The organism is Lachnoanaerobaculum sp. Marseille-Q4761, assembly GCF_017565785.1.
GTDB lineage: Bacteria > Bacillota > Clostridia > Lachnospirales > Lachnospiraceae > Lachnoanaerobaculum.
In genome coordinates this window covers 560,264-585,384 of record NZ_JAGEKB010000002.1, presented here as the reverse complement: position 1 = coordinate 585,384, position 25,121 = coordinate 560,264, and the positions used below count along the sequence as shown (strand labels likewise).

General features: G+C 35.8%; 23 protein-coding genes. All 23 read left to right on the top strand.

The window, feature by feature from the left end; translation table 11 throughout:
• Window positions 1-21: 21 nt before the first annotated feature.
• The 23 genes from J4O15_RS09930 (at window position 22) to J4O15_RS09820 (ending at window position 25,064) form a co-directional block, all read left to right on the top strand.
• Window positions 22-1,509 carry a UDP-N-acetylmuramoyl-L-alanyl-D-glutamate--2,6-diaminopimelate ligase gene (locus tag J4O15_RS09930; protein ID WP_208100642.1) on the top strand — a complete coding sequence of 496 codons (1,488 nt, stop codon included), beginning with the start codon at window positions 22-24 and terminating at the stop codon, window positions 1,507-1,509.
• Window positions 1,506-2,885 carry a UDP-N-acetylmuramoyl-tripeptide--D-alanyl-D-alanine ligase gene (locus J4O15_RS09925; RefSeq protein WP_208100821.1) on the top strand — a complete coding sequence of 460 codons (1,380 nt, stop codon included), beginning with the start codon at window positions 1,506-1,508 and terminating at the stop codon, window positions 2,883-2,885. Before J4O15_RS09930 ends, J4O15_RS09925 begins: the two co-directional genes overlap by 4 nt.
• Entirely contained in the window at window positions 2,866-5,097 is a 2,232-nt protein-coding gene (gene priA, locus J4O15_RS09920) for a replication restart helicase PriA (RefSeq protein WP_208100641.1), read from the top strand. Before J4O15_RS09925 ends, priA begins: the two co-directional genes overlap by 20 nt.
• A 12-nt stretch (window positions 5,098-5,109) precedes the next feature.
• On the top strand, window positions 5,110-5,619 hold the full coding sequence (gene def, locus J4O15_RS09915; protein WP_208100640.1) for a peptide deformylase: 510 nt from the start codon (window positions 5,110-5,112) through the stop codon (window positions 5,617-5,619).
• A gap of 52 nt (window positions 5,620-5,671) precedes the next feature.
• Window positions 5,672-7,144, top strand: a complete 1,473-nt coding sequence (locus tag J4O15_RS09910) for a hypothetical protein (RefSeq protein ID WP_330638764.1) — start codon at window positions 5,672-5,674, stop codon at window positions 7,142-7,144.
• A 13-nt stretch (window positions 7,145-7,157) separates the two neighbouring features.
• Window positions 7,158-8,099, top strand: a complete 942-nt coding sequence (gene fmt / locus J4O15_RS09905) for a methionyl-tRNA formyltransferase (RefSeq protein WP_208100639.1) — start codon at window positions 7,158-7,160, stop codon at window positions 8,097-8,099.
• 22 nt (window positions 8,100-8,121) lie between these two features.
• Entirely contained in the window at window positions 8,122-8,829 is a 708-nt protein-coding gene (locus tag J4O15_RS09900; protein ID WP_009220909.1) for a zinc metallopeptidase, read from the top strand.
• 5 nt (window positions 8,830-8,834) lie between these two features.
• Window positions 8,835-10,169: a 16S rRNA (cytosine(967)-C(5))-methyltransferase RsmB gene (gene rsmB / locus J4O15_RS09895; protein WP_208100638.1), complete on the top strand. Its 1,335-nt coding sequence runs from the start codon at window positions 8,835-8,837 to the stop codon at window positions 10,167-10,169.
• Window positions 10,162-11,202, top strand: coding sequence for a 23S rRNA (adenine(2503)-C(2))-methyltransferase RlmN (gene rlmN, locus J4O15_RS09890; RefSeq protein ID WP_009220911.1), 1,041 nt, complete (start codon window positions 10,162-10,164; stop codon window positions 11,200-11,202). Before rsmB ends, rlmN begins: the two co-directional genes overlap by 8 nt.
• Window positions 11,203-11,221: 19 nt before the next feature.
• The gene (locus J4O15_RS09885) at window positions 11,222-11,950 is read left to right on the top strand and encodes a Stp1/IreP family PP2C-type Ser/Thr phosphatase (protein WP_208100637.1); all 729 of its coding nucleotides are present in this window, start codon (window positions 11,222-11,224) and stop codon (window positions 11,948-11,950) included.
• Between the two features lie 4 nt (window positions 11,951-11,954).
• Window positions 11,955-14,090, top strand: a complete 2,136-nt coding sequence (pknB, locus tag J4O15_RS09880) for a Stk1 family PASTA domain-containing Ser/Thr kinase (protein ID WP_208100636.1) — start codon at window positions 11,955-11,957, stop codon at window positions 14,088-14,090.
• The gene (gene rsgA / locus J4O15_RS09875; RefSeq protein WP_208100635.1) at window positions 14,083-15,000 is read left to right on the top strand and encodes a ribosome small subunit-dependent GTPase A; all 918 of its coding nucleotides are present in this window, start codon (window positions 14,083-14,085) and stop codon (window positions 14,998-15,000) included. The genes pknB and rsgA overlap by 8 nt, the downstream gene beginning before the upstream one ends.
• Window positions 14,997-15,656: a ribulose-phosphate 3-epimerase gene (gene rpe, locus J4O15_RS09870; RefSeq protein WP_208100634.1), complete on the top strand. Its 660-nt coding sequence runs from the start codon at window positions 14,997-14,999 to the stop codon at window positions 15,654-15,656. The genes rsgA and rpe overlap by 4 nt, the downstream gene beginning before the upstream one ends.
• Window positions 15,657-15,664: 8 nt before the next feature.
• Window positions 15,665-16,315, top strand: a complete 651-nt coding sequence (locus J4O15_RS09865; protein ID WP_208100633.1) for a thiamine diphosphokinase — start codon at window positions 15,665-15,667, stop codon at window positions 16,313-16,315.
• Window positions 16,316-16,421: 106 nt separating this feature from the next.
• Window positions 16,422-17,279 (top strand): hypothetical protein, encoded by an 858-nt coding sequence (locus J4O15_RS09860; RefSeq protein WP_208100632.1) that lies wholly within the window; start codon window positions 16,422-16,424, stop codon window positions 17,277-17,279.
• A 108-nt stretch (window positions 17,280-17,387) separates the two neighbouring features.
• Window positions 17,388-17,759 (top strand): GntR family transcriptional regulator, encoded by a 372-nt coding sequence (locus tag J4O15_RS09855; RefSeq protein ID WP_208100631.1) that lies wholly within the window; start codon window positions 17,388-17,390, stop codon window positions 17,757-17,759.
• Window positions 17,752-18,450, top strand: a complete 699-nt coding sequence (locus J4O15_RS09850) for an ABC transporter ATP-binding protein (RefSeq protein WP_208100630.1) — start codon at window positions 17,752-17,754, stop codon at window positions 18,448-18,450. The genes J4O15_RS09855 and J4O15_RS09850 overlap by 8 nt, the downstream gene beginning before the upstream one ends.
• Window positions 18,444-19,280 (top strand): hypothetical protein, encoded by an 837-nt coding sequence (locus tag J4O15_RS09845; RefSeq protein WP_208100629.1) that lies wholly within the window; start codon window positions 18,444-18,446, stop codon window positions 19,278-19,280. Before J4O15_RS09850 ends, J4O15_RS09845 begins: the two co-directional genes overlap by 7 nt.
• Before the next feature lie 134 nt (window positions 19,281-19,414).
• Window positions 19,415-20,011: an ECF transporter S component gene (locus J4O15_RS09840; RefSeq protein WP_009220921.1), complete on the top strand. Its 597-nt coding sequence runs from the start codon at window positions 19,415-19,417 to the stop codon at window positions 20,009-20,011.
• A 212-nt stretch (window positions 20,012-20,223) separates the two neighbouring features.
• Entirely contained in the window at window positions 20,224-21,255 is a 1,032-nt protein-coding gene (locus tag J4O15_RS09835) for a PDDEXK nuclease domain-containing protein (protein WP_208100628.1), read from the top strand.
• A gap of 391 nt (window positions 21,256-21,646) precedes the next feature.
• The gene (locus J4O15_RS09830) at window positions 21,647-22,336 is read left to right on the top strand and encodes a phosphoribosylaminoimidazolesuccinocarboxamide synthase (RefSeq protein ID WP_009220925.1); all 690 of its coding nucleotides are present in this window, start codon (window positions 21,647-21,649) and stop codon (window positions 22,334-22,336) included.
• A gap of 9 nt (window positions 22,337-22,345) precedes the next feature.
• Complete coding sequence (gene purB / locus J4O15_RS09825; protein WP_208100627.1) at window positions 22,346-23,776, top strand: adenylosuccinate lyase; 1,431 nt, start codon at window positions 22,346-22,348, stop codon at window positions 23,774-23,776.
• Between the two features lie 10 nt (window positions 23,777-23,786).
• On the top strand, window positions 23,787-25,064 hold the full coding sequence (locus J4O15_RS09820; RefSeq protein WP_208100626.1) for an adenylosuccinate synthase: 1,278 nt from the start codon (window positions 23,787-23,789) through the stop codon (window positions 25,062-25,064).
• The last annotated feature ends 57 nt before the right edge of the window (window positions 25,065-25,121 follow it).

Here is a 25,121-nt window from a genome sequence, read left to right as displayed (position 1 = left end):
CCGCTTTTAAAGGGAGACAAAATGAAGCTTATTGAAAATGCCGAAGGGCTTGATATAGAGATAATATCCGGAGAATTGCAGGATGAATTTTCAGAACTTGTATTTAATACAAAGAATATAGTAAAGGACTGCCTCTTTGTATGTATAAAAGGTGCAAAATTTGATGTACATGATGCTATTGACGAAATAGTAAAGCAGGGTGCGAAGGCTGTAGTGGTACAAAAGGATATAAAAAGAGATGATATCTGTGTTATAAAGGTTTCAGATACAAGAGTTGCATTGGCAAGACTGTCCGCAGCCTATTTCTCACATCCGGCAAAAAAAATGAAAATAATAGGCATTACAGGCACAAAGGGTAAGACCACATCATCTTATATGTTACAAAAGCTTTTGGGACAAAATGCCAAGGTGGGACTTATAGGAACAAACGGAATTACAATAGGAGATACACATAGAAGTACATTAAATACCACACCTGAGTCCTATGAACTGCATAAAACTTTTAAAGAATGTCTGGACGCAAATTGTGAATATGTGGTTATGGAGGTATCCTCACAGGCTGTGATGTTAAAGAGAATAGAGGGTATCTGTTTTGATATAGGAATATTTACAAATATATCACATGATCATATAGGACCTGATGAGCATAAGGATTTTGATGAGTATCTTATGTATAAATCGCTTTTCTTTAAACAATGCAAAAATACAATTGTAAATATAGAGGATGAACATGCGAATTATGTATTAAAAACTTCCGATTCAAAGCAAAAATACACATTCGGAAAAGGTGGAGATTTCGATATAAAAAATATCGAATATATTTCCAATAAGGACTTTTTAGGTACAAGAATTGATATAAAATGCAGGGAAGAAATAGCCCAAAAATATTCTGTAAACAATGAGATATCAGATATATATGTCGGTATTCCCGGAGAATTTAATGTATACAATGCGCTCTCTGCACTTTCAGCGGCAATTATTTGCGGAGTAAAAGAGGCGGATTTAAAGAATGCACTAAAGGATAGCAGAGTAAACGGAAGAATGGAGGTGGCATATACTTCACATGATTTTAATGTAGTGATTGATTATGCCCACAATGCAATAAGTACTGAAAGCCTTATACACACCTTAAGAAATTATAAGCCTAAAAGACTTGTTATAGTATTCGGCTCCGGTGGAAACAGATCTAAGGACAGGAGATATTCCATGGGAGAAATCTGTGGGAAAATGGCTGATTTTTCCATAGTTACAGCGGATAATTCAAGATTTGAAAAGACTGAGGATATCATTGCCGATATAATAGAAAAATTAAAGCCCACCGGAGGAGAATATATCACCATTCCGGACAGAAAAGAGGCGATTTTTTATTCCATAGAGAATGCAAAAAAGGGTGATCTTATTGCAATCATAGGAAAAGGGCATGAGGATTATCAGGAGATAAACGGAGTAAGGCATCATTTCTTAGACAGAGAAGTGGTGGATGAATGTTTGGAGAAAATAAACAGATGAATGAGACTACAGTAAAAGAACTTGCCGCCGCCACCGGAGGAGAAATTATCTCCGGAAATGAGAATGCAGTTTTTTCAAATATAGTAATTGATTCAAGACAGGTGGATAAAGACAGCCTCTTTGTGCCTATTGTAGGTGAAAACAATGATGCCCATAAATTTTTGGAGGCTGTATATAACAGCGGCTGCAAAGTGGCAATAAGCTCAAAAAAGGATATTTTCCTAAAGGAAGATTTTAGTGTTGTACTGGTGGATGATACCACAAAAGCGTTGCAAAGCCTTGGGAAATATATCAGAAAAAAGCTTAATCTGCCTCTTGTAGGTGTGACAGGCAGTGTGGGAAAGACCACTACAAGAGAAATGGTGGCACTTGCACTTTCCGATTTAAAGGTGTTTAAGACTCCGAATAATTTCAACTCACAGGTGGGTGTGCCTATTACCTTAAGCAGAATAAAGGATGAAGAGATAGGCGTTATTGAACTTGGTATGAGCAAGTTTGATGAGATGGAAAAAATAGCAAAGATAGTAAATTGTGACTGCGCTTTGGTAACAAATATAGGTACCGCACATATTGAAAATCTTTTCACAAGAGAAAATATCCGTACCGAGAAATTCCATATAATGGACGGAATGAAGGAAAACAGTGTGGTATTTTTAAATGCCGATAATGATTTGCTAAATAATCCTCCAAAAAGAGAGGGTATTATATATAAATTTTTCAGTGCAAAGGGAAATAAAGATTGTGAGTATTATGCAAGCGATATTGTATTTAACAATGCCATGCCTGAGTTTAATGCTCATATAGAAGGAAAAACTCTAAGGGTGCATTTGAATGTTTTTGGAGAACATCAGATATCAAATGCCTTGGCTGCACTTGCGGTAGCAGACCATTATAATTTATCTATAGAATCCGCAGCAAAACATCTGGAAGATTTCAGAGGATTTTCACATAGGCAGGAGCTTATTATAAGAGGCGGCTTAACTGTTATAGATGATACCTATAATGCATCTCCGGATTCAATGAAAGCTTCTATTTCAATACTGGAAGGTTTTAATGCAAAAAGAAAAATTGCAATTCTTGCCGATATGAAAGAACTTGGAGAAGAGGAGAAAAATCTTCATAGAGAAATCGGAGATTTTATCAATAAAAATGTGAAGGTTGATGCTGTATTTACTGTGGGGGAATTGGCAAAGGAAATCATATCAAATATCAATAAAAGTGTACTTACAAAGAGTTTTGAAGATAATGAGACTTTGGAAAACTTTATACGGGAATATTTAAAAGACGGTGATGTCTGTCTTTTAAAGGGTTCCAACAGTATGAAACTTTTTGATGTGGTAGAAAAAATAAAAAATTATGAAAAATTTATTCGCTGATATAATAATAGCAAATACAAATGTGGACAGACCATTTACATATATTATCCCTCAAAACCTGAGGGATGATATTATTCCGGGCTGTCCTGTTTTGATTGAATTTGGAAAAAGCATAAAAAAGGGATATGTAATAGAAATAAGAGAAAGTACCGATGTGGATATTGCAAGGTTAAAACAGATACTTTCAATACCTGAAAAGGAATTGAGTACGGATGAAAATCTGTTGACTCTTGCAATATGGATAAAACACAGATACGGAGTAAGTTTTGATAAGGCAATAGCTACAGTTATGCCGGTAAAATCAGGAGTGGAAGAAAAAACAAATAATGAGATTTACCTAAATATAGAAGCGGACAAAATCAAAACTATAACAGAAGAACTTAAAAGAAAGAGAAAAACAGCCTGGGCAAGACTCCTTGAAGAACTTGAAATAAGAAGAAATATTTCGCAAAGCTATGCAAATAAAGAACTTAAAGTAAGCTCTACATCAATAAAAAGGATGGTGGAAGAGGGCTATATTTTGGTAGGGACAGAGAAAAAAAGCTCTAATCCTCTATTGCCTGTTCTAAAAACACTGGGAATAGAAGATTTTAACGATATAGTAAATGCTAAGGATTATACTTTAAATCAAGAGCAGGAAACAGCAATAAATATTTTTAAGTCGGATTTTGAAGAAGGAAGAAAAAATACTTATTTATTGCACGGTATTACAGGCAGCGGAAAAACTCTTGTATTTATAAATATGATAAAGTATGTGATATCAAAGGGCTATAAGGCGATAGTGTTAATACCCGAGATATCATTAACTTATCAGACGGTACTTAGGATGGCACAGCATTTTGGAAACAGGGTGGCAATCATAAACTCAAAACTGTCAAAAAATGAGAGATTTTATCAGTTTGACAGAATAAAAAATGATGATGCGGATGTTATAATAGGTCCAAGGTCCGCTATATTTGCACCTGTAAAAAAGCTTGGTCTGATAGTAATAGATGAGGAGCATGATTCCGCTTATAAAAATGAAAATGTTCCGACATTTAATGTAAGAGATGTTGCAAAAAAACTCTCTGAGATAACAAACGCCTCCTTGCTTCTGGCATCCGCAACACCTACTCCGGAGACCTATAACAGGGCAATGAACGGTGAGATAAAGTTGCTTGAACTCAATACAAGGGCAAAAAATACAAGCCTGCCAAGGGTAAGTATAGTAGATATGAGGGAAGAGTTAAAAAGGGGGAACAGGAGTATATTCAGTGAGAAATTAAAAAGCCTTATTGAAGACAGATTAAAAAAGCATGAGCAGATAATGCTTTTTATGAACAGAAGAGGCTATTCAAGCTTTGTATCATGCCGCTCCTGTGGTGAAGCGATAAAATGCAAGCACTGTGATGTAACCATGACCTTGCATAATAATAACAGACTGGTATGCCATTACTGCGGTTATTCCATGGAGCTGCCAAAAATATGTCCGGAATGCGGCTCAAAATATATTGCAAATTTCGGTACAGGCACACAAAAGCTTGAGGCTATGACAAGAGCCGAGTTCCCGAATGCAAAAGTACTTAGGATGGATACCGACAGTGTTTCAAAAAAGAATGCGGCAAATGATATGATAAGGGATTTTGCAAGGGGGGATGCGGATATTTTGATAGGCACACAGATGATTGTAAAAGGGCATGATTTTTCTAATGTGACATTGGTGGGTATAATGGCGGCGGATACATCTTTATATGTAAGCAATTATACAAGTGCACAAAGAACCTTTGAACTTTTGACACAGGCGGCAGGAAGAGCGGGAAGAGCAAAGGAGGGAGAAGCGCTGATACAGACCTATAAGCCTGAAAATTATGCAATAGTGGCGGCTGCGGCACAGGATTATAAAAAATATTTTGAAAATGAGATAGCATACAGGAGTCTTTTAGGATATCCGCCTGCATGTTATATGATGACTGTTATGTTCAGCAGTATAAAGGAAGAGGAACTTGATATATCCGCTAAAAAAATAATAGAATCAATAAAATCGGATATTAAATTCAAAAAAACTATTATAATAGGGCCGACAACACCTGCTGTAAGCAAGGTGAAGGACTATTACAGAAAACTGGTGTACATAAAAAATACTAATTATGATATACTTTTAGATGTACAAAGAAAAATAGAGGAAAATTTAACAGCCTACAAAAATGTAGGAGCAATATATGACTTTAATTAAGGAGATGTAAGTATGGCAATCAGAGCAATACGAGTAATAGGTGACAGTGTATTAAATAAAAAATGCAAAGAAGTAAAAGCGGTTAATGACAGAACGAAAGTTTTGATAGAAGATATGATTGACACTATGAGGGAGGCAAATGGTGTGGGGCTCGCCGCACCTCAGATAGGAGTCCTAAAAAGAATAGTTGTTATAGAGATAGAGCCTGAAAATGTATATGTACTCATAAATCCTGTTATATTGGAACAGGATGGAGAGCAGGAGGGGTATGAGGGCTGCCTTAGTGTACCGGGAAAAAGCGGTATAGTAAAAAGACCGAATCATGTCAAAGTAAAGGCATTTGATATAGATATGAATGAGTATACTTTGGAAGGTGAGGGACTTCTTGCAAGGGCTATTTGTCATGAATGTGCACATTTGGAGGGTGAATTATATGTAGACCTTGTAGAGGGTGAGCTTATTGACAATGAAGAGCTTGAGAAAATGTATGAAGAAGGTCAGGAAGAAGGTTTGGAAGAATAGTTTTTAATATGTTTTAGCTTGATATTATACAGAATTTAAAAGAGGGGATTTGATGATGGAACAAAAAGATGTCAGAGAGGAAAATAAATCAATAAATAATCACTATAAAAGCAGAGGAAGAAAGAAAAAAGGCTTTAATTTTTATATATTGGCAGTGATTGTTTTACTTGGTTTGATTTTGGCTGGAGGTCGTTTTGCATTAATGTATTTTGGCAATAAAACAGCCTATGCAACGGATAAGGACGGCAATCCTATAAAGTTCGGAGGCAAATCTTCAGATAAGGAATCAGCCGTGGAAGAGACGGATAATATACCTGAGGAAATAAAAGAAACACTTGATACAGCAAAAAAGCAGGCAATGCAGTATGATTATGATGCGGCTATAGCCACTTTAAATGAAGCAAGTATACCTGACAGCCCCTATATAGTATCTGCGATAAAAGAGTATGAAGAGATTAAGGCAAATCTTATACCTGTAAATATGGATGATATTACACATGTTTTTTTCCACACTCTGGTGGTTGATGTAAAAAGAGCTCTGACAGACACACATCAGGGAAGGCAGTGGAACTCCGTGATGACAACCATCCCCGAATTTAAAGAAATAATAAAGCAACTTTATGAGAGAGGATATGTGATGGTACATCTGCATGATATAGCCGGTATGGAGGAGCAGGATGACGGCTCTTTTAAAATGGTAAAAAAGCAGATAATGCTGCCTGAGGGGAAAATACCTTTTGTAATGTCACAGGATGATGTAAACTACTATGTTTATATGGAAAATCACGGCTTTGCCGACAGAATAGTGTTGGATGAAAACGGCAAATTAAAAACCAGATATACGGATGCACAGGGCAATGTATCTGTGGGGAATTATGATTTGATTCCTATTTTGGATGAATTTGTAGAGGAGCATCCGGATTTTTCCTATCATGGTCATAAAGCCATTATCGCACTCACAGGTTATGACGGAGTGCTGGGATACAGAACGGATGAAACCTTTGATCCGAATTCACCGGCATTTGATTCTAAAAATGCACCTAATCATAATATAGAAGAAGATATAGAAAGGGTAAGAACCTTGACCTCGGCATTAAAGCAGGCAGGATATGAATTTGCCTCACATTCATGGGGACATATAAGCTTTAAAAGTCGCTCACTGGAGGATATTCAAAGAGATACCGATAAATGGATCAGAAATGTAGGTCATCTTTTACCTGAGCCATGTGATACACTTATTTATCCTTTCGGAGCCGATATAGGAGACTGGAATCCTTATCAAGCAGGACATCAGGAGGGTAAATTTGATTATTTGGAAAGTGTAGGATTCAGATATTTTTGTAATGTAGACTCAAAAAGAGCATGGATGCAGTATGGAGATAATTATTTGCGTCAGGGCAGGAGAAATCTTGACGGCTATCGCCTGTTTGAATCCTATAGCGAAAGAGCGGACAGATTATCCGATATAATAGATGTTAAAAAGGTATTTGATACCGACAGACCGACTCCGGTTGATTGGGAGTAGGAAGGGAATAAAAATGAAAATAGTTTTTATGGGAACTCCGGATTTTTCGCTGGAGCCTTTAAAAGAACTTGTAAAAGCAGGGCATAATGTAAGCCTTGTACTTACAAGAGAAGATAAGAAAAGAAACAGGGGAGAACTTACTCCCACTCCTGTAAAGGAACTTGCAAACAGTCTTAATATACCTGTGCTGACACCCTCAAAAATGAAGGATGAGGAACTGATAAAGAGATTAAAAGCCGAAAATGCCGATTTTTTTGTGGTGGTGGCATATGGAAAGATTTTGCCGAAGGAGATTCTTGATATTCCAAGGCTTGGCTGTATAAATATCCATGCATCACTTTTGCCTGAGTATAGAGGGGCAGCCCCCATACAATGGTCGATAATTGACGGCAGAGAAAAGACAGGTATTACCACCATGCTTATGGATGAGGGACTTGATACCGGTGATATTTTAAAACAATATGAAATAATTATAGATAAAAAAGAAACCGGAGGCTCATTGTTTGAGAGATTGGCAATACTTGGCGGAGAGGCGATTGTAGATACGATTAAAAATTTTGACAATATTAAGCCGATACCACAGGGAGAAACCACCACCGAATATGCCAAAATGATTTCAAAAAGCATGGGTGAGATAGATTTCAACAAATCCGCCGTTCAAATAGAGAGACTTATAAGAGGAATGAACCCATGGCCGAGTGCTTATACAAAGTATCAGGGCAAGGTATTAAAGATATGGGATGCTGAACTGGCGGATGATATATCAGAAATACAAAATATAAATTTAAATGAAAATTATGGCAAAATATATAGCTTTAACAGTAGAATTTTTATAGTATGTAATCAAAGTGTTCTGGAAGTACTGTCATTACAATTAGAGGGTAAGAAAAGAATGTCCGCAAAGGACTTTTTGATGGGAAAGGAAATAGAACAGGGATATAAGCTGGGTGAATAGACAGCTGTAAAAGGAGGTAACAATGTATTACCATTTTGATATAACATATATTTTTGTGATTATAGGAATGTTGATCACACTTATTGCGTCATGGAGTATGAAAGCAACTTTTGCAAGATTTGAAAGAGTGCCCTCATCCTCCAATATGACAGGAAGAGAAGTGGCTGAGAGGATACTCAGGGCAAACGGTATATATGATGTATCCGTAAGACCTGTATCCGGCAGACTTACAGACCATTATGATCCCAGAGATAAGACGGTCAGTCTAAGCGAAGTGATATATAATTCCACATCGGTGGCAGCTGTAGCTGTGGCGGCACATGAATGTGGTCATGCAATACAGGACAATGTCGGCTATGTACCGTTGAATTTAAGAAGTGCATTTGTTCCGGTGGCAAACTGGGGAAGCAGACTTTCATGGCCTATGATAGTAATAGGTGTATTTCTTGGTACGGGAAATATGTCAAATATTCTTATTCAGGTAGGAATATTGATGTTTATGCTGGCGGTTATTTTCCAGATTATTACATTACCGGTGGAATTTGATGCCTCAAGAAGGGCGATGATAGAGTTAAAAAGCAATAATATTTTACCTGGAAATGAGGATAGAGGTGCAAAGAAAGTGCTTTTTGCGGCGGCTATGACATATGTGGCTGCAGCCGCTTCCGGAGTATTGCAAATGCTGAGACTTTTGCTTTTATTTAACGGCAGAGGCAGAAGAAGGAATTAAGCACAATGGAAAAAACAAATATAAGAGCGCTGGTTTTAGAAGCATTGCTTTTGATAAATGTGGAAAAGGAGTACAGCCATAAGGTTATAGACATGGCACTTGAAAAATACTCATATTTATCAAAGTTCGACAGAGGATTTTTTTCAAAAGCTGTACATGGGGTAATAGAGTACAGGCTGCAACTGGATTATATTATAAAAGAATATAATAAAGGCAAGAGAATAAAGCCTGTAATAAGAGAAATACTCAGAATGTCAATCTATCAAATGCTCTATATGGACAGAGTTCCGGACAGGGCTGTAATAAATGAAGCTGTAAATTTGGTAAAATTACGAAGACTGCCGGGGCTTACAGGCTTTGTAAACGGTATTCTAAGGAAGATTTGCAGTGAAAAAGATAAGATAGTATTTGATGATTTAAGCATAAAATATTCAATGCCTGAGCCTGTATTAAATATAATAAAAGATAATACCGGTGATTATTTTGAGGAAACACTTGATTATTTCCTTAAGATAAAGCCGGTTTCCATAAGAGTAAACACCTCAAAGTCAAGTGTAAAAGATATAATAAAAGAATTGGAAGATGAGAATATAAGAGTAGAGATATCAAATCTGAATACCGATATTTTATATATTTCAGGATTTGACAAAGTGGATGAGATATCTGTTATAAAATCAGGTAAAGCATACATTACGGATGCTTCATCATCTATGATATCAAAGCTGATAGAAACAAAAAACATAAAAAAATGTGTGGATGTATGTGCGGCTCCGGGCGGTAAATCATTTTTACTGGCAGATAAGCTTCTAAAAGATACAAAGATTTATTCCTGTGATATCAGTGATAATAAAGTAAATATAATAAAAGAAAATGCGAATATACAGGGATTTGAAAATATTATTCCGATGATTGCGGATGCACGCTCCTTTGATGAAAAGTTTTTGGATGCGGACATTGTTTTGGCGGATTTGCCATGCAGCGGCATTGGAATAATAGGCAAAAAACCCGATATAAAATACAGATTGGAAGAAGATAATTTTAATTCTTTGGCTGCATTACAAAAAGAAATACTTGATAATGTAGCAGGATATGTAAAGAAAGACGGTGAGCTTATTTTTTCCACCTGTACCTTAAACAGGAAGGAAAATGAAGAAAATATGCTCTATTTTTTGGAAAAGCATAGGGATTTTAAAGCGGTGGATTTGAGCCTGAGACTTGATAAAAGAGTAGTGGAAAAGCTTAATGAGAGTGAATTAAAAAAGGGATATCTGAAACTGATACCCGGAAGAGATGACTGTGACGGATTTTTTATCGCAGTATTTAGGAGAAACAATGACTGATATAAAGTCAATGGATTTGGAAGAATTAAAGACTTTTGTAAAAGAACTTGGAGAGGCGGAGTTTAGAGCAAAACAATTATTTGAATGGCTGCATAAATCATTGATAGACTCATTTGATGAGTGCAGCAATCTTTCAAAGGCTTTCAGAGAAAAGCTTAAGGAAGTTGCAAGCCTTACAGGAATGGAAGCTATAGAAGTCTTTGAGTCAAAGATTGATGATACAAAAAAGTACCTTTTTGCACTTGAGGACGGGAATATCATAGAGAGCGTAAGAATGAAGTATGAACATGGAAACTCTGTATGTATTTCATCACAGGTAGGATGCAGAATGGGATGTAAATTCTGTGCATCCACTCTTGACGGGCTGGTGAGAAATCTTAGTGTCTCAGAGATGCTTGACCAGGTATATAAGATACAAAAGCTTCTTGGAGAGAGGGTATCCAATATTGTAGTAATGGGTTCAGGTGAGCCAATGGACAATTATGATAATATAGTTAAGTTTGTAAAGATTATAAGCAGTGATATGGGGCTTAATATAAGTCAGAGAAATATTACTGTATCCACCTGCGGTATTGTGCCGAAGATAAGAGAACTGGCAGATGAGGGACTAAGTATTACATTGGCACTTTCCTTGCATGCACCGAATGATGAAATAAGGAAAACGATAATGCCGGTGGCTAATAAATATGCCTTAAAAGATGTGATTTCGGCATGTGATTATTATTTCAAGAAAACGGGAAGAAGAGTGTCATATGAATATTCACTTGTGGCAGGTATAAATGACAATATAAAGGAGGCTATGAATCTCGTAAAACTGGTGAACGGAAGAAATATCCATATAAATTTGATACCGGTAAATCCTATAAAAGAGAGGGATTTTAAACAATCCGATAAGCTTAAAATAAAAGAGTTTAAAGATTTTTTAGAGAAAAAAGGTGTTAATGCTACAGTTAGAAGAGAAATGGGGAGAGATATAGACGGTGCCTGTGGACAGTTAAGAAGAAGATTTATTCAATCGGAAAGGAATTCTTAAAACTTGGAGGTGTAATATTATGTATTCGGTTGCATTGACCGATGTAGGTAGGAAAAGACTTGTAAATCAGGATACAGTATATATAAGTGATGTACAAATAGGCGTATTACCGAATCTATATATTGTAGCAGACGGCATGGGGGGAGAAAAAGCCGGAGATTATGCGTCAAAATCCTTGATAGGTTATATGCTTACATATATTGAAAATACAATGAAAATGCCTGTGATAGCAGTAAGAGAAGCTATAGAATATGCGAATGAAAATCTTTTTGTGGAGGGAAAGAAAAACCCTGATTTGACAGGAATGGGAACTACCGTAGTGGCGGCAAGTATTATAGATAATATTTTGCATGTTTTTAATGTAGGAGATTCCAGGTGTTATATTTTGGATGAACATGGTATCTCTCAGATAACAAAGGATCATTCTCTTGTAGAAGTGCTGGTTTCAAAGGGTGAGATAACAAGAGAAAGTGATGAATATAAGAAAAACAAGAGTAAGATAACAAGGGCTGTAGGAGCAGAAGAAAAGGTACTTATAGACAGCTTTGAGGTGGAACTTACGGGAAATGAGTATGTGTTATTATGCTCGGACGGACTTACAAATATGGTGGATGACGGGAAGATCTTTAATATAATATCTTCAGGTACCGGTGTAAGGTCAAGTGCAAAAAGACTAATAGAGGAGGCAAATCTATCGGGCGGAAGTGATAATATATCAATTTTGCTTATAGATATGAATGCGAGGTAGTATTATGAATCTTGAATCAGTTGTCCTGCAAGGAAGATATGAAATCATAGAGAAAATAGGTTCAGGCGGCATGTCAAATGTATTCAGATCAAAGGATTTGAAACTTGGCAGATTGGTTGCTATAAAGGTTTTAAAGGACGAATTTTGTTCAGATGCGAGCTTTGTAGAGAGATTTAAAAGAGAGGCTCAGGCTGCGGCAGGGCTTTTAGGTGAGAATATAGTAAATATCTATGATGTTGTAGATGAGGGCAAGTACCATTTTATAGTAATGGAGCTTGTGGACGGTATAACCTTAAAGGAATATATAAAAATCAAGGGAAAACTTGATATAACAGAGGGTGTAAGTATTGCTATACAGGTGGCAAAGGCATTGAAAATAGCTCATGCACAGCATATAGTGCATAGAGATATAAAACCTCAGAACATACTTATAACCGATGACAGCAAAATAAAGGTGGCGGATTTCGGAATAGCAAGGGCTGTATCGGAGCAGACCGTAAATGCAAATGCGATAGGATCGGTGCATTATATTTCACCTGAACAGGCAAGGGGTGGAAGATGTGATGCAAGAAGTGATATATATTCACTGGGCATTACGATGTATGAGATGTTTGCCGGCAGGGTGCCTTTTACAGGTGATTCTACAGTGGCAATAGCTCTTGCACATCTTGAGCAGAGTATTATACCTCCAAGTGTATATAATAATCGGATAACCCCGAATCTTGAAAGGATTATACTTAAATGTACAAAGAAGGATCCGGCAAACAGATATCAGAATATAACTTCGGTTCTTGACGAGCTGGAAAATGTATTATTAAATCCTGAAGAACCGTATGAGGTAAGCGGTGCTACAAAGGTGATGAAAGCCAAGGACACAGCTATCTTAAATCAGGTGGAGCCGATAGATGATATGGAATATGAAGAAGATACAGGCTCTGTAAATGACGACTATGAAAATAACGAACAAGATGATGACGACTATGATGAGGAAGATGAAAAGATGGATAAGATATTGTCCATAGTCGGAGTTATCATAGCTGTAATCATAGTCATACTTTTGGTTTTCTTTGTGGGCAGATTTACAGGGGTATTCGGCGGCAAAAAGACCGATATATCACAGAGCACACTTGATTCCACACAGACTATAATGCCTGAGGTTACAGGACTTTCAGAGAAGATGGCAGATAAGAAACTCTCCGATAATAATCTTCAAATGCAGGTAAAATCAAGTGAATATTCGGATACTGTGGAAAAGGGAAATGTTATATCACAGGAACCAAAGGCAGGTGAGACGGTTTCAAAATATTCAAAAGTAAGTGTAGTAATAAGCTTAGGCTCCGATACATTTGATATCTCAAAGCTTAATTTATCGGGAAAAACCAAAGAAGCGGCTGAAGCCCTGTTAAAGGAAAACGGATTTTCGGTGGACAGCAAAGAAGAAAATTCAGACACCGTTGAAAAAGGTATGGTGATGTCCTACAGTCCTATAAAGCCTAAAAAGGGAGAGAGAGTAACTCTTACTGTCAGCAGCGGCAAAAAGATTACAAAGGTTGTTGTACCCAATATTACAAATATGAATGAGGCGGATGCCAAAGCATTACTTGAGTCAAGCGGACTTGTACTTGGTAAGAAGGCTGAACAAAACAGCCAAAATGTAGCGGCAGGTATTATAGTCGGTCAGTCGGTGGAAGCAGGTTCAAGTATAGATAGCGGAAGTGCCATCGACTATGCCGTAAGTACCGGAGTATCTGAATCAAGCGAGTCCGCAAGTGAGAGCTCACAGCAGTCAAGTACGGAGCAGGCAAGTACAAAAGCTACGGTTGCACCTTCAACTGCTGCGGCAAGCTATAGATATGTTGCATCAATAGATACAAACTATTCATTGCAGGATGTAATAGGTCCAAGCTCAGGTCTTACCAGTGTAAAGGTTATGATCAGATTAAGGCAGACTGTAAACGGAAGTGATGTATATTCTACATTGATGGATGCCAGAACGGTAACAGGAGATACGATACTTCCTGTAAGATTCAGAACAATAGTCGGAGCCAACGGAGTGGATCAGGGACAGGTTGAGATTGTAAATGTAGATAGTGGTGAAGTATTAAAATCCTATACGGTGGAGTTCTTTAAAGTTGAGTAAATCAGAAGATAATAAAGTTTATTTTGCAAAGATAATAAAGGGAATAGCAGGTTTTTATTATTGCATTATTCTTGATGAGGGAAACAGAAAAGGTCAAATCTTTTCATGTAAGGCAAAGGGGATTTTTAGAAATATAGGTGTAAAGCCTCTTGTAGGTGACAATGTGGACTTTGAAATAACCGATGAAAAGGATTTTGAAGGTAATATTATAAAGATTCACCAAAGGAAAAATTCTCTGATAAGACCTGCGGTGGCAAATATAGACAAGGTAATGCTTGTTTTGGCGGTGGAATCTCCATCGCCTGCATTCTATTATTTGGATAAGTATTTAATAAATATGTCAAATGCCGGTATAAAGGTTGAGATATGCTGGAATAAGACCGACTTAAATATGGATAAAGCTTTGGAGTATGCAAAAATATATACTGACGCAGGTTTTAAAAATATTATAGCTTCCACTGTGGAAGACGGCGGACTTAAAACTTTAAAAGAAGCATTAAAGGGTGAGGTGAATGTGCTTGCCGGAGCTTCAGGTGTGGGAAAGTCATCCATTACAAATATTCTTGCCCCTAAGGCAAATATGGATACCAATACTGTAAGCAGGAAGATAGAAAGAGGCAGGCATACCACCAGACATTCAGAACTCTTTATGATTGATAATGATACATTTGTATTTGACACTCCGGGATTTACAAGCGTGGAATCTCCTACATTTGATAAGGAGGAGCTAAGGTTTCATTTTAATGAGTTTGCAAAGTATGAGGGTAAATGCAGATTTGCAGGCTGCAATCATATAAATGAACCTGACTGTGCTGTAAAGGAAGCTTTGGAAAAAGAATATATAAGCGAATCCAGATATCAGAGCTATAAAAAAATGTATGAGGAAATGTCTGAAAGGAGAAAATATTGAAAAAGAATATTGCACCATCATTGCTTGCAGCAAACTTTTTTGATTTATCATCACAGATGAAGCTTTTAAAAGAGGGGAATATAGAAATATTGCATCTGGATGTAATGGATGGAATGTTTGTGCCCAGTATTTCATTCGGAATGCCGGTGATAAGTTCATTAAGAAAGTCGGTGGATTTTTTCTTTGATGTACATATGATGGTGGAAAATCCCGAGAGATATATTGAAGATTTTTATAAAAGCGGTGCCAACGGTATAACAATACATTTTGAGTCATGTAAGCATATAGACAGAACTATATCACAAATAAAATCTTTTGGGCTTAGAAGCGGTATATCCATAAACCCCGCAACACCGGTTTCTTTTTTACAAAATATCATGTCCGAAGTGGATATGGTACTTATAATGAGTGTGAATCCGGGCTTTGGAGGTCAGAAATTTATTCCATACAGCATTGATAAGATAAAAGAGCTGTCAAAGATGAGGGCTGAGAGGAATCAAAAGTTTTTGATACAGGTGGACGGAGGAGTAGATGTTAATAATATCAAATCTCTCTCAGATGCCGGAGTTGATGAGTTTGTGGCAGGTTCCTCGGTGTTTAAAGGAGATATTTTAAATAATATAAAGGCTTTAAATGATGCATTGGGTGAGGCATAGATGTTTAAATGAAAGCAATAATTGTGACAGGCGGAGATATTGATTTATCTTCATTGGCAGATTATATAGAAAAAAATAAAGATAATATTATTATAAGTGTGGATGCAGCTATTAAAAATCTTGAAAAAATAAATGTGTTGCCGGATATAATGGTTGGAGATTTTGATACTCTGGATGATGATGAAAGGCTGGAAAAATATGCAAGTTTAGATGTGGAGATTGTAAAGCATGATCCCGTAAAGGATTTTTCAGACAGCGAGCTTGCAGTTGACAGGGCTGTTGAAGCGGGTATCAAGGATATAGCAGTTTTTGGCGCTATGGGAAAGAGATTTGACCACGCTTTTGCCAATGTTTTGATACTTCAAAAGTATAAGAAGCTTGGAGTGGATATAACTGTATATGATAAATACAATAAGATATATGTTAAATCAAATCACTTCACTCTTGAAAAGGATAAACTATGGGGAAAGTATATAAGCTTTTTTTCGCTTGAATGTAAAAGTTTTATGAAAAAGCTTAGCGGTGTAAAGTATCCTATAGAAAACAGAATGATTGACAGTATAGCTACTCCAAGCCTTTATATAAGTAATGAAATGAATGGTGACAGGCTTGAAGCCGTATTTGGCGGGGATTTGCTGGTAGTGGAGAGCAGAGATTAATATTTAAAACAGATTTTCATTTGGAAGTCTGTTTTTTGTGTTGCTGTGATTTTTTACAAGATATATTATAATAAATGTAAAGCATAAATACTTACAGGAGAATACTATGTTTATAGAGATGATAAAGAGTGAATTTAAGCAATTGCAAGGACCGTTTAAACTTGCGCTGGTATTGATAGCTATAATGACAGGAAGCATTTTTTTGATTGTGCATTTTATATTTTTAATTTTAGGAGTAGAGAGTACCGGAGCAATAATATTATGGTATTTACTTTACGGTATTGTTGATATGTTTTTGCAGTTTCTATATCCTGTTTTAACATTCGGTCTGTATGTATTTGGAGGATATATTTTTTATAGAAATATGTATTCTACAAATACTGTATCTGCAAATAAACTTATTTTAAGTAAATTTATTCCTATGGTAATATTTCAGATAGTAGTAAGAGTTGCACTGCTTTTATCGACAGAAAGAATACTGGGTGGATTTGATGCGTTAAGATATGGCTATGGATACGGAATTTCTTTTGGCGATATAGTGAGTTATTCAGAGTTTGCTTTTTTTGATATTTACAATCATTGTACGACTATAGGTATTTTTGGATTTGAGATTTTTATGGCTAAACTTGTCGGGATTTTTGCTGCTACATTACTTTTATGGTTATGTGTTTCTATCGAAAAATTATTTAAAAAATCATGTGGTGTATTTGGAATAATACTGTTTTTTGGGATTTGCCTTTTGCTTTCTGCTGAACAGTTTACAGAAACTATAATTATGAGAGTAATTCGCAGTTACCCGAAAGAATTGTTGGATAATAGATTGACTGAAATTCACTGCCATGTACGAACAATTGCATCAATAATAAAAAATGTCGTATTGGTAATAATTTATTATATTCTAAGCTATATTATTGTCAAAATAGGATTGAAAAAAAGAAATAAAGAACAGAGTAATCTATCGTAGGGATTAATGTAATTCATTTTTAATAAAAACTTCATTTACAAGGATATAAAATTCAGATAATATTATGGTGTATTAAAGTAATAGTACAATAATCTGAAAGGGAAGAATATGGAGTGGAAGCTTAGAACTGACAGAGCTGTATATTTACAGATTGTCGATTATATCAGAAAACAAATAGTCTCCGGTGAGATTGGAAGTGGAGATAAACTTCTAAGTGTAAGAGAATTATCCGGTGTATTAAATGTAAATCCTAATACGGTGCAAAGGGCTTATGCGGAGCTTGAGAGAATGGGATTGGTGGACACAATGAGAAATATAGGTAGAGAAGTCACAGGTGATATGGATTTAATAAAGCAAAGCAGAGAGGAGCTTGCAAAAGAGTATACATCGGAATACTTTTTAAATATGGTTGCTATGGGATTTTCAAAAGAGGAAATACTTAAGAGCATACAGAAAATGGAGGAAGTAAAAAATGCTTGATCTACTTAGCTTAAAGGCTGTCAGCAAAAAATACGGAATAAAACAGGCGTTAAATAATGTAAATCTAAATATTAAAAGCGGTAAAATTGTTGGACTGCTGGGGCCGAACGGAGGTGGGAAAACCACTTTGATCAAGATAGTTGTAGGTATATTAAAGCAGACTGAGGGGGTAGTGACTATTGATGGGGTGGAACCCGGTGATATAACCAAATCATATGTGGCATATCTTCCCGATAAGGATTTTTTGGATGAAAATATGAGTATTGGGGATACAATATCCATGTATGCTGATTTTTACAATGACTTTTCATCAAAAAAAGCCTATGAATTGCTGGAGGATCTAAAGGTTCCTTTTAAATCAAAAATAAAAACTCTGTCCAAAGGAAACAGAGAGAAGCTGCAATTGATACTTGTTATGAGCAGAGATGCAAGACTCTATGTTTTGGATGAACCTATTGCCGGTGTTGATCCCGCTGCAAGAGATTATATTTTAAAAACAATTATAAGCAATTATAATAAGAATGCTACTGTTTTGATATCCACAGAACTTATTGCCGATGTGGAGGGGATACTGGATGAGGCTGTATTTATAAAAGGTGGAGAAATCCTTCTACATGATTTGGTAGACAATATAAGAAATGACAATTGCTGCTCTATAGATGAATATTTCAGAGAGGTGTTTAAATGTTAGGCAAAGTGATAAAATATGAATTTAAGGAAATGAAATTTATTCTAGTGGCAGCGGCTATCGGATTGGCAGCTATTACAGTAATAGCATTATGCCTTGAAGCAATTCCTGTTTGGATTTTTGGAAGTAATGTTGCCAATACAAATGCATTAGCAATGTTTTTAATAAATCTAATCTTTCTCGGATATCTTTTTATACGGATTGCTTCAGGCATAGGTATGTATGTATATATGGGATTCAGATTTTATAAGACCATGTATTCGGGTATAGGATATTTTACCAATGCATTGCCGATAAAAAGGAATGAGCTTATTTTGGGAAAAGTAATAGCTGCGGTGATAATACAATCAATTGTGACAGCCATGATTTTTGTATCAGGTGCGCTTATATCATTTGGATTTGTAGTATCTCAAGACGGATTTGGAGATTTGATGCTATATATAGCAAGACTTACGGGGGGAATAGCAAATGGTTATATTATAGGAAATTATGGAATACTGTTAGGGGTGTTTTTTATAGCTGTAACCTCGATTACACATATTATTTCTATTACAATGCTGTTGTTTTTATCCACTTCATTAGGGCAGCTTTTTAATTCAAACAGAATTTTGATGAGTATAATAGCATTTATTGCATTGACCAAAGTCTTTTCAGCAATTGATGCAATTATAAATTTTATGGCAATAATTCTTTCAGGTGACAATTATATTCACATTGTAAGTATAACTAATGTTATTACTATGATTTTAACTATGGCACGGAATATAATAATAGCGATGATTGCCTATGCTATAAGTCACTATATTTTAAGAACTAAACTGAATTTAGAATAATAATTAAAATAAAATATAAAAATATATATTCAAATAATATAAGTGGTATGATTAAAACTATTCAAACTGGATATTTTAATCATACCACTATTTTTATATACTTATATCAGTTGAAAAGATGGAGGAAACAGTCTATGGAAAGGACTAAAGACAGTACAGTTTTTAAACTTGTAGCAACAGCACTTATGGCAGCATTATGTTATGTGAGTTTCACATATTTGAAGATTCCAATTCCTACAATATCGGGAGATATGACTGCTTTACATATAGGAAATGCCTTCTGCGTATTGGCGGCTTTAATGCTCGGAGGAGTTTATGGCGGTGTGGCAGGGAGCCTGGGTATGACAATTGCGGATATTTTGGATCCGGTATATATAACATCCGCTCCGAAGACATTTGTATTAAAGCTTTGTATCGGACTTATTGCAGGATTTGTGGCACATAAAATTGCACATATTACAGAAAACCATGATACAAAATATATAATGAAATGGACTGCAATATCTTCAATATGCGGTCTGGGATTTAATGTTATATTCGACCCAATAGTTGGATATCTCTATAAAGTATTTATTCTTGGAGTTCAGGCGGATGCCGCAAAGATAATGGCGACTTGGGCGGCAGGTACAACACTTATAAATGCAATAGTAAGTACAATATTAATTGTAATACTTTATGCAGCATTAAGACCTGTACTTATAAAGTCCGGACTGTTCATTAAAGTAAAATAGCATACTTCATTTTAGAGGATATTTTTATTCATAAATATAGTGAATAGAAATATCCTTTTTATGTTATTACTCAATCCAATGATATATTTCAGCAAAAGGTCATTTTGCAACGGAGCATTGTAAAACTTTAAAGTAAGGAAATGAAACATTAAGTTTACTCAATATTTATGTTATAATTAACAATACAGTATGATGAATTGAGGAGTAAGCCTATGAATAATTTAGTTGATAATCTTCATACCGATGTTTATGTAAATATTAAAAGACTAATGGAGAACGCACGAACTGATGTAGCGAAGCAAGTTAATAATATATTAGTAAAAACCTATTGGGAAATAGGGAGAATTATTGTAGAAGATGAGCAAGGTCATTCAGATAGAGCTGAGTATGGGAAAGCTTTATTGAAAGATTTGTCTAAAATGCTGACTAAAGAATTTGGGCGTGGATTTTCGGTTTCTAATCTACAGTTTATGAGGAGATTTTATCAAGAATATGAAATTCAACAGACACTGTCTGTTAAATTGAGTTGGTCGCATTATTGTGAATTATTGTCTATTGATGATAAGCATAAGCGTAGCTTTTATGAAAAAGAAACTGTCAATGCAAATTGGTCTGTAAGGGAATTAAAAAGACAAATAAATACATCGTTATTTGAGAGATTATTGCTATCAAGTGGGGATGAAAATAAAGAAAAAGTACTGGATTTAGCTCTAAAGGGAAATGAAATAGCTACTCCAAATGATATAATAAAAGATCCTTATGTATTTGAATTTTTAGGATTACCTGAAGAAAAACCGATTATGGAAAGTGATTTAGAAAAAGCACTTATAACTCATATAGAAAAATTCCTACTTGAACTTGGCAAAGGCTTTATGTATGTAGGTTCACAGCAAAGGGTAACACTTGGAAATACCCATTATTATATTGATATGGTATTTTACAACAAGATACTCAGAAGTTATGTTTTGATTGAATTAAAAACAGGAAAGCTAATGCCGGAAGCAGTAGGACAGCTTAATATGTATCTTAACTACTATAAAACTGAAGTTAATGACGAAATTGATAATGAACCTATCGGGATTATCCTCTGTGCGAACAAGGATAGCATACAGGCAGAATATGCACTTGGTAGCTTATCTAACCAAATATTTGCTTCTAAGTACACGTTATATATTCCTGATAGAGAACAATTAGAGGAACAGGTTGAAAGGGTAGTAAAGAAATACAAGAAAAATAAAAGTTAAAGTCACAAAAATATTATTAGAGAAGTAAAGGCAAAAATGCTGATACTTCTCTTTTTTATTTAAGGTAGCTTTAACCTTGATAGGAACGAATATATAGAGCAGATAACAAGCCCTACACTCTTAATATTTGATTATTTTGAAATAGAGCGGAATACAGAATATGCTTTAGAACAAATCTACAATGTAATCAATGCAAGATACCTAAAGGCAAGACCAACCATTATAACTACAAACCTCGATTTCAAAGACAGGATTTCAAAGACATAGAGAAAGAGCAGGAAGATATATTGCCACATCCTTTATAGTGGTATATAATACAACCGTGATGTATGTCCTTTTTATTTGTTAAAACAGGCATATTACGGATATTGGAAGCGGATGGAGGTAAGCAATGGAGAAGTTGGAGCAGTTATATGAGGGAGACGCAAAAAAGATATTCAAAACTGCAGATCCCGAAGTGCTCATAGTCTCTTATAAGGAAGAGCCCGAACAAACAGACTTTGATATAACATATGTAGTTAAAAATCGTATGAGCAATCATTTATTTAAGCTTTTTGAAAAAAAGGGCGTTCCTACATATCTTATAAATGAGCTTAATGCCGTAGAGAGAGCGGTAAAGTCTGCAAAGGAAGTGGCTCTTGAGGTAGTGGTCAGAAATTATGCTACAGGTGATTTTGCAAAAAAGCTTGGGCTTAAAGAGGGAGCGAAGTTAAAAACGCCCACCTTGGAATTTATATATAAGAATGAAGAGCTTGGCAATCCTTTTATAAACGGTTATTATGCCTTGGCGATAGACATTGTAAATAATGAAGAAGTAGACAGGATTGTTTCATATGCTTTCAAGATAAATGAGACATTGATTAACTATTTTGAAGGTCTTGGAATGGACCTGAAAGATTTTAAAATAGAATTTGGAAGATATAAAGGTGATATAGTTTTAGCGGGTGAAATCTCATTTGATGATTGCGGGCTTTGCTATAAGGAAACAGGTGAGGATTTTGATATATATGAATTTATAAGTGAGTTTGTAGGAGAAGATGTCACTTATGAAGATTTGTTTAAAAGGCTTGGTATACAATAGGAGGAAGATTTGAAGGATAGATATATTAGTCCCCTCTCTGAAAGATATGCAAGTGCAAGGATGCAATATATTTTTTCACAGGACAAGAAGTTTAAAACATGGAGAAAGCTTTGGATTGCTCTTGCGGAGACGGAAAAAGAACTTGGTCTTAATATTACAGATGAGCAGATAGAGGAATTAAAGAGATTTAAGGACGATATAAACTTTGATGTGGCAAGGGAAAGAGAAAAAGAAGTCAGGCATGATGTAATGAGTCATGTATATGCTTACGGAGTACAATGCCCTAAGGCAAAGGGAATCATACATCTTGGAGCAACCAGTTGCTATGTCGGTGATAATACGGATATTATCATAATGAAGGAAGCGCTGGAGCTGGTAAAAGAAAAGCTTGTAAATGTAATTGATGAGTTGTCAAAGTTTGCATTAAAATATAAGGATTTGCCCACATTGGCATTTACACATTTCCAGCCGGCACAGCCGACTACAGTAGGAAAAAGAGCTACGCTTTGGATAAATGAACTCTTACTTGATTATGAGGATGTAAATTACACTCTTGAAAATCTGAAGCTTTTGGGTTGTAAGGGAACTACCGGAACACAGGCTTCATTTGTGGAACTTTTTGACGGTGATGATGAAAAAATAGATAAGATAGATCCTATGATTGCAAAAAAGATGGGATTTAAGGAATGTTATCCTGTATCAGGTCAGACTTATTCAAGGAAAGTGGATATAAAGGTTTTAAATGTACTGGCAGGTATTGCGGCTTCGGCACATAAGTTTTCAAATGATATCAGGCTGTTGCAGCATTTAAAAGAAATAGAGGAGCCTTTTGAAAAATCACAGATAGGTTCATCTGCTATGGCATATAAAAGAAATCCTATGAGAAGTGAGAGAATTGCTTCTCTGGCAAATTATGTAATAAGTGATGTTATGAATTCTATGATGGTCGCATCCACTCAGTGGTTTGAAAGAACCTTGGATGATTCTGCAAATAAGAGGCTTTCAATACCTGAGGGTTTTTTGAGCATAGACGGCATACTTGATTTATATTTGAATGTGGCAGACGGATTGGTGGTATATCCCAAAGTAATAGAAAAACATTTGATGGCGGAATTGCCTTTTATGGCTACAGAGAATATAATGATGGATGCGGTGAAAGCCGGAGGGGACAGACAGGAACTGCATGAAAGAATAAGAGAGCTTTCAATGATTGCAGGGAAAAATGTAAAGGAATTTGGAGAGGAAAACAATTTACTTGATTTGATTGCAAAGGATCCTATGTTTAACCTTTCAAAGGAAGAATTAAAAGAATCTATGAAACCTGAAAAATATATCGGAAGAAGTGCCGTTCAGGTGGAAGATTTTATAAAAAGAAATATCAAGCCTATCTTGGAGGAAAATAAAGAACTTCTGGGATTAAAGGCTGATATAAATGTATAAGGAGAATAAAATGGTAAGAGCTATTGTTGGTGCTAACTGGGGTGACGAAGGTAAAGGCAAAATCACAGATATGCTTGCGGCAAAGGCGGATATTATTGTTCGTTTTCAGGGTGGAAGCAATGCAGGTCATACAATAATAAACAATTATGGTAAATTTGCTCTGCATCTATTGCCGTCGGGAGTATTTTATGATCATACAACAAGCATTATAGGAAACGGTGTTGCACTGAATATTCCATATCTTATTAAAGAAATAGATGAGATAGTAAAAAAGGGTGTACCAAGACCGAAAGTTCTGGTATCTGACAGAGCACAGCTTTTGATGCCATATCATATTTTGCAGGATACCTATGAGGAGGCAAGGCTTGCAGGAAAGGCTTATGGCTCTACAAAGTCGGGAATAGCTCCTTTTTACTCTGATAAATTTGCAAAAATAGGAATACAGGTGAGTGAACTTTTTGATGATGAGATTTTGGAAGAAAAGGTTGAAAAGCTCTGTACATTAAAAAATATTATGTTCAAACATCTTTACAATATGCCTGAGATTGATAAGGATGAGCTTTTGAATACTCTGCATGAATACAGAGATATGGTAGAACCTTTTGTATGTGATGTGAGCGCATATCTTTATAAGGCTATAAAAGAAGGAAAAAACATTCTCCTTGAAGGGCAGCTAGGCTCACTAAAGGATCCCGACCACGGAATTTATCCGATGGTTACATCATCCTCCACATTGGCAGCCTACGGTGCAATTGGTGCAGGTATCGCACCATATGAGATAAAGGAAATTACAACAGTTGTTAAGGCTTATTCATCTGCGGTAGGTGCAGGAGAGTTTGTCAGTGAGATAGAGGATGAGGCTGCGGCTGACGAGCTTAGAAGAAGAGGCGGAGATGGCGGTGAGTTCGGTGCCACCACAGGAAGACCGAGAAGAATGGGATGGTTTGATGCCGTAGCATCAAGATACGGAGTAAGAATTCAGGGCACTACAGAGGTAGCACTTACCGTACTTGATGTACTGGGATACCTGGATGAGATTCCTGTATGTGTGGGCTATGATATAAATGGTGAGATAACAAAGGATTTCCCTACAACAAATAAATTAAAACTTGCAAAACCCGTATATGAATATCTTCCGGGATGGAAATGTGATATCAGGGGTATAAAGAAATATGAGGAATTGCCTGAGAACTGTAGGAAATATATTGAGTTTATAGAAAAAGAACTTGAAGTACCTGTAAAATTGCTGAGCAATGGACCGGGAAGAGATGATATTATCTATAGATAGGACTTTTGGTATGCCCCATATTAGTTTAGACTGATATGGGGCATGACTATTCATTGT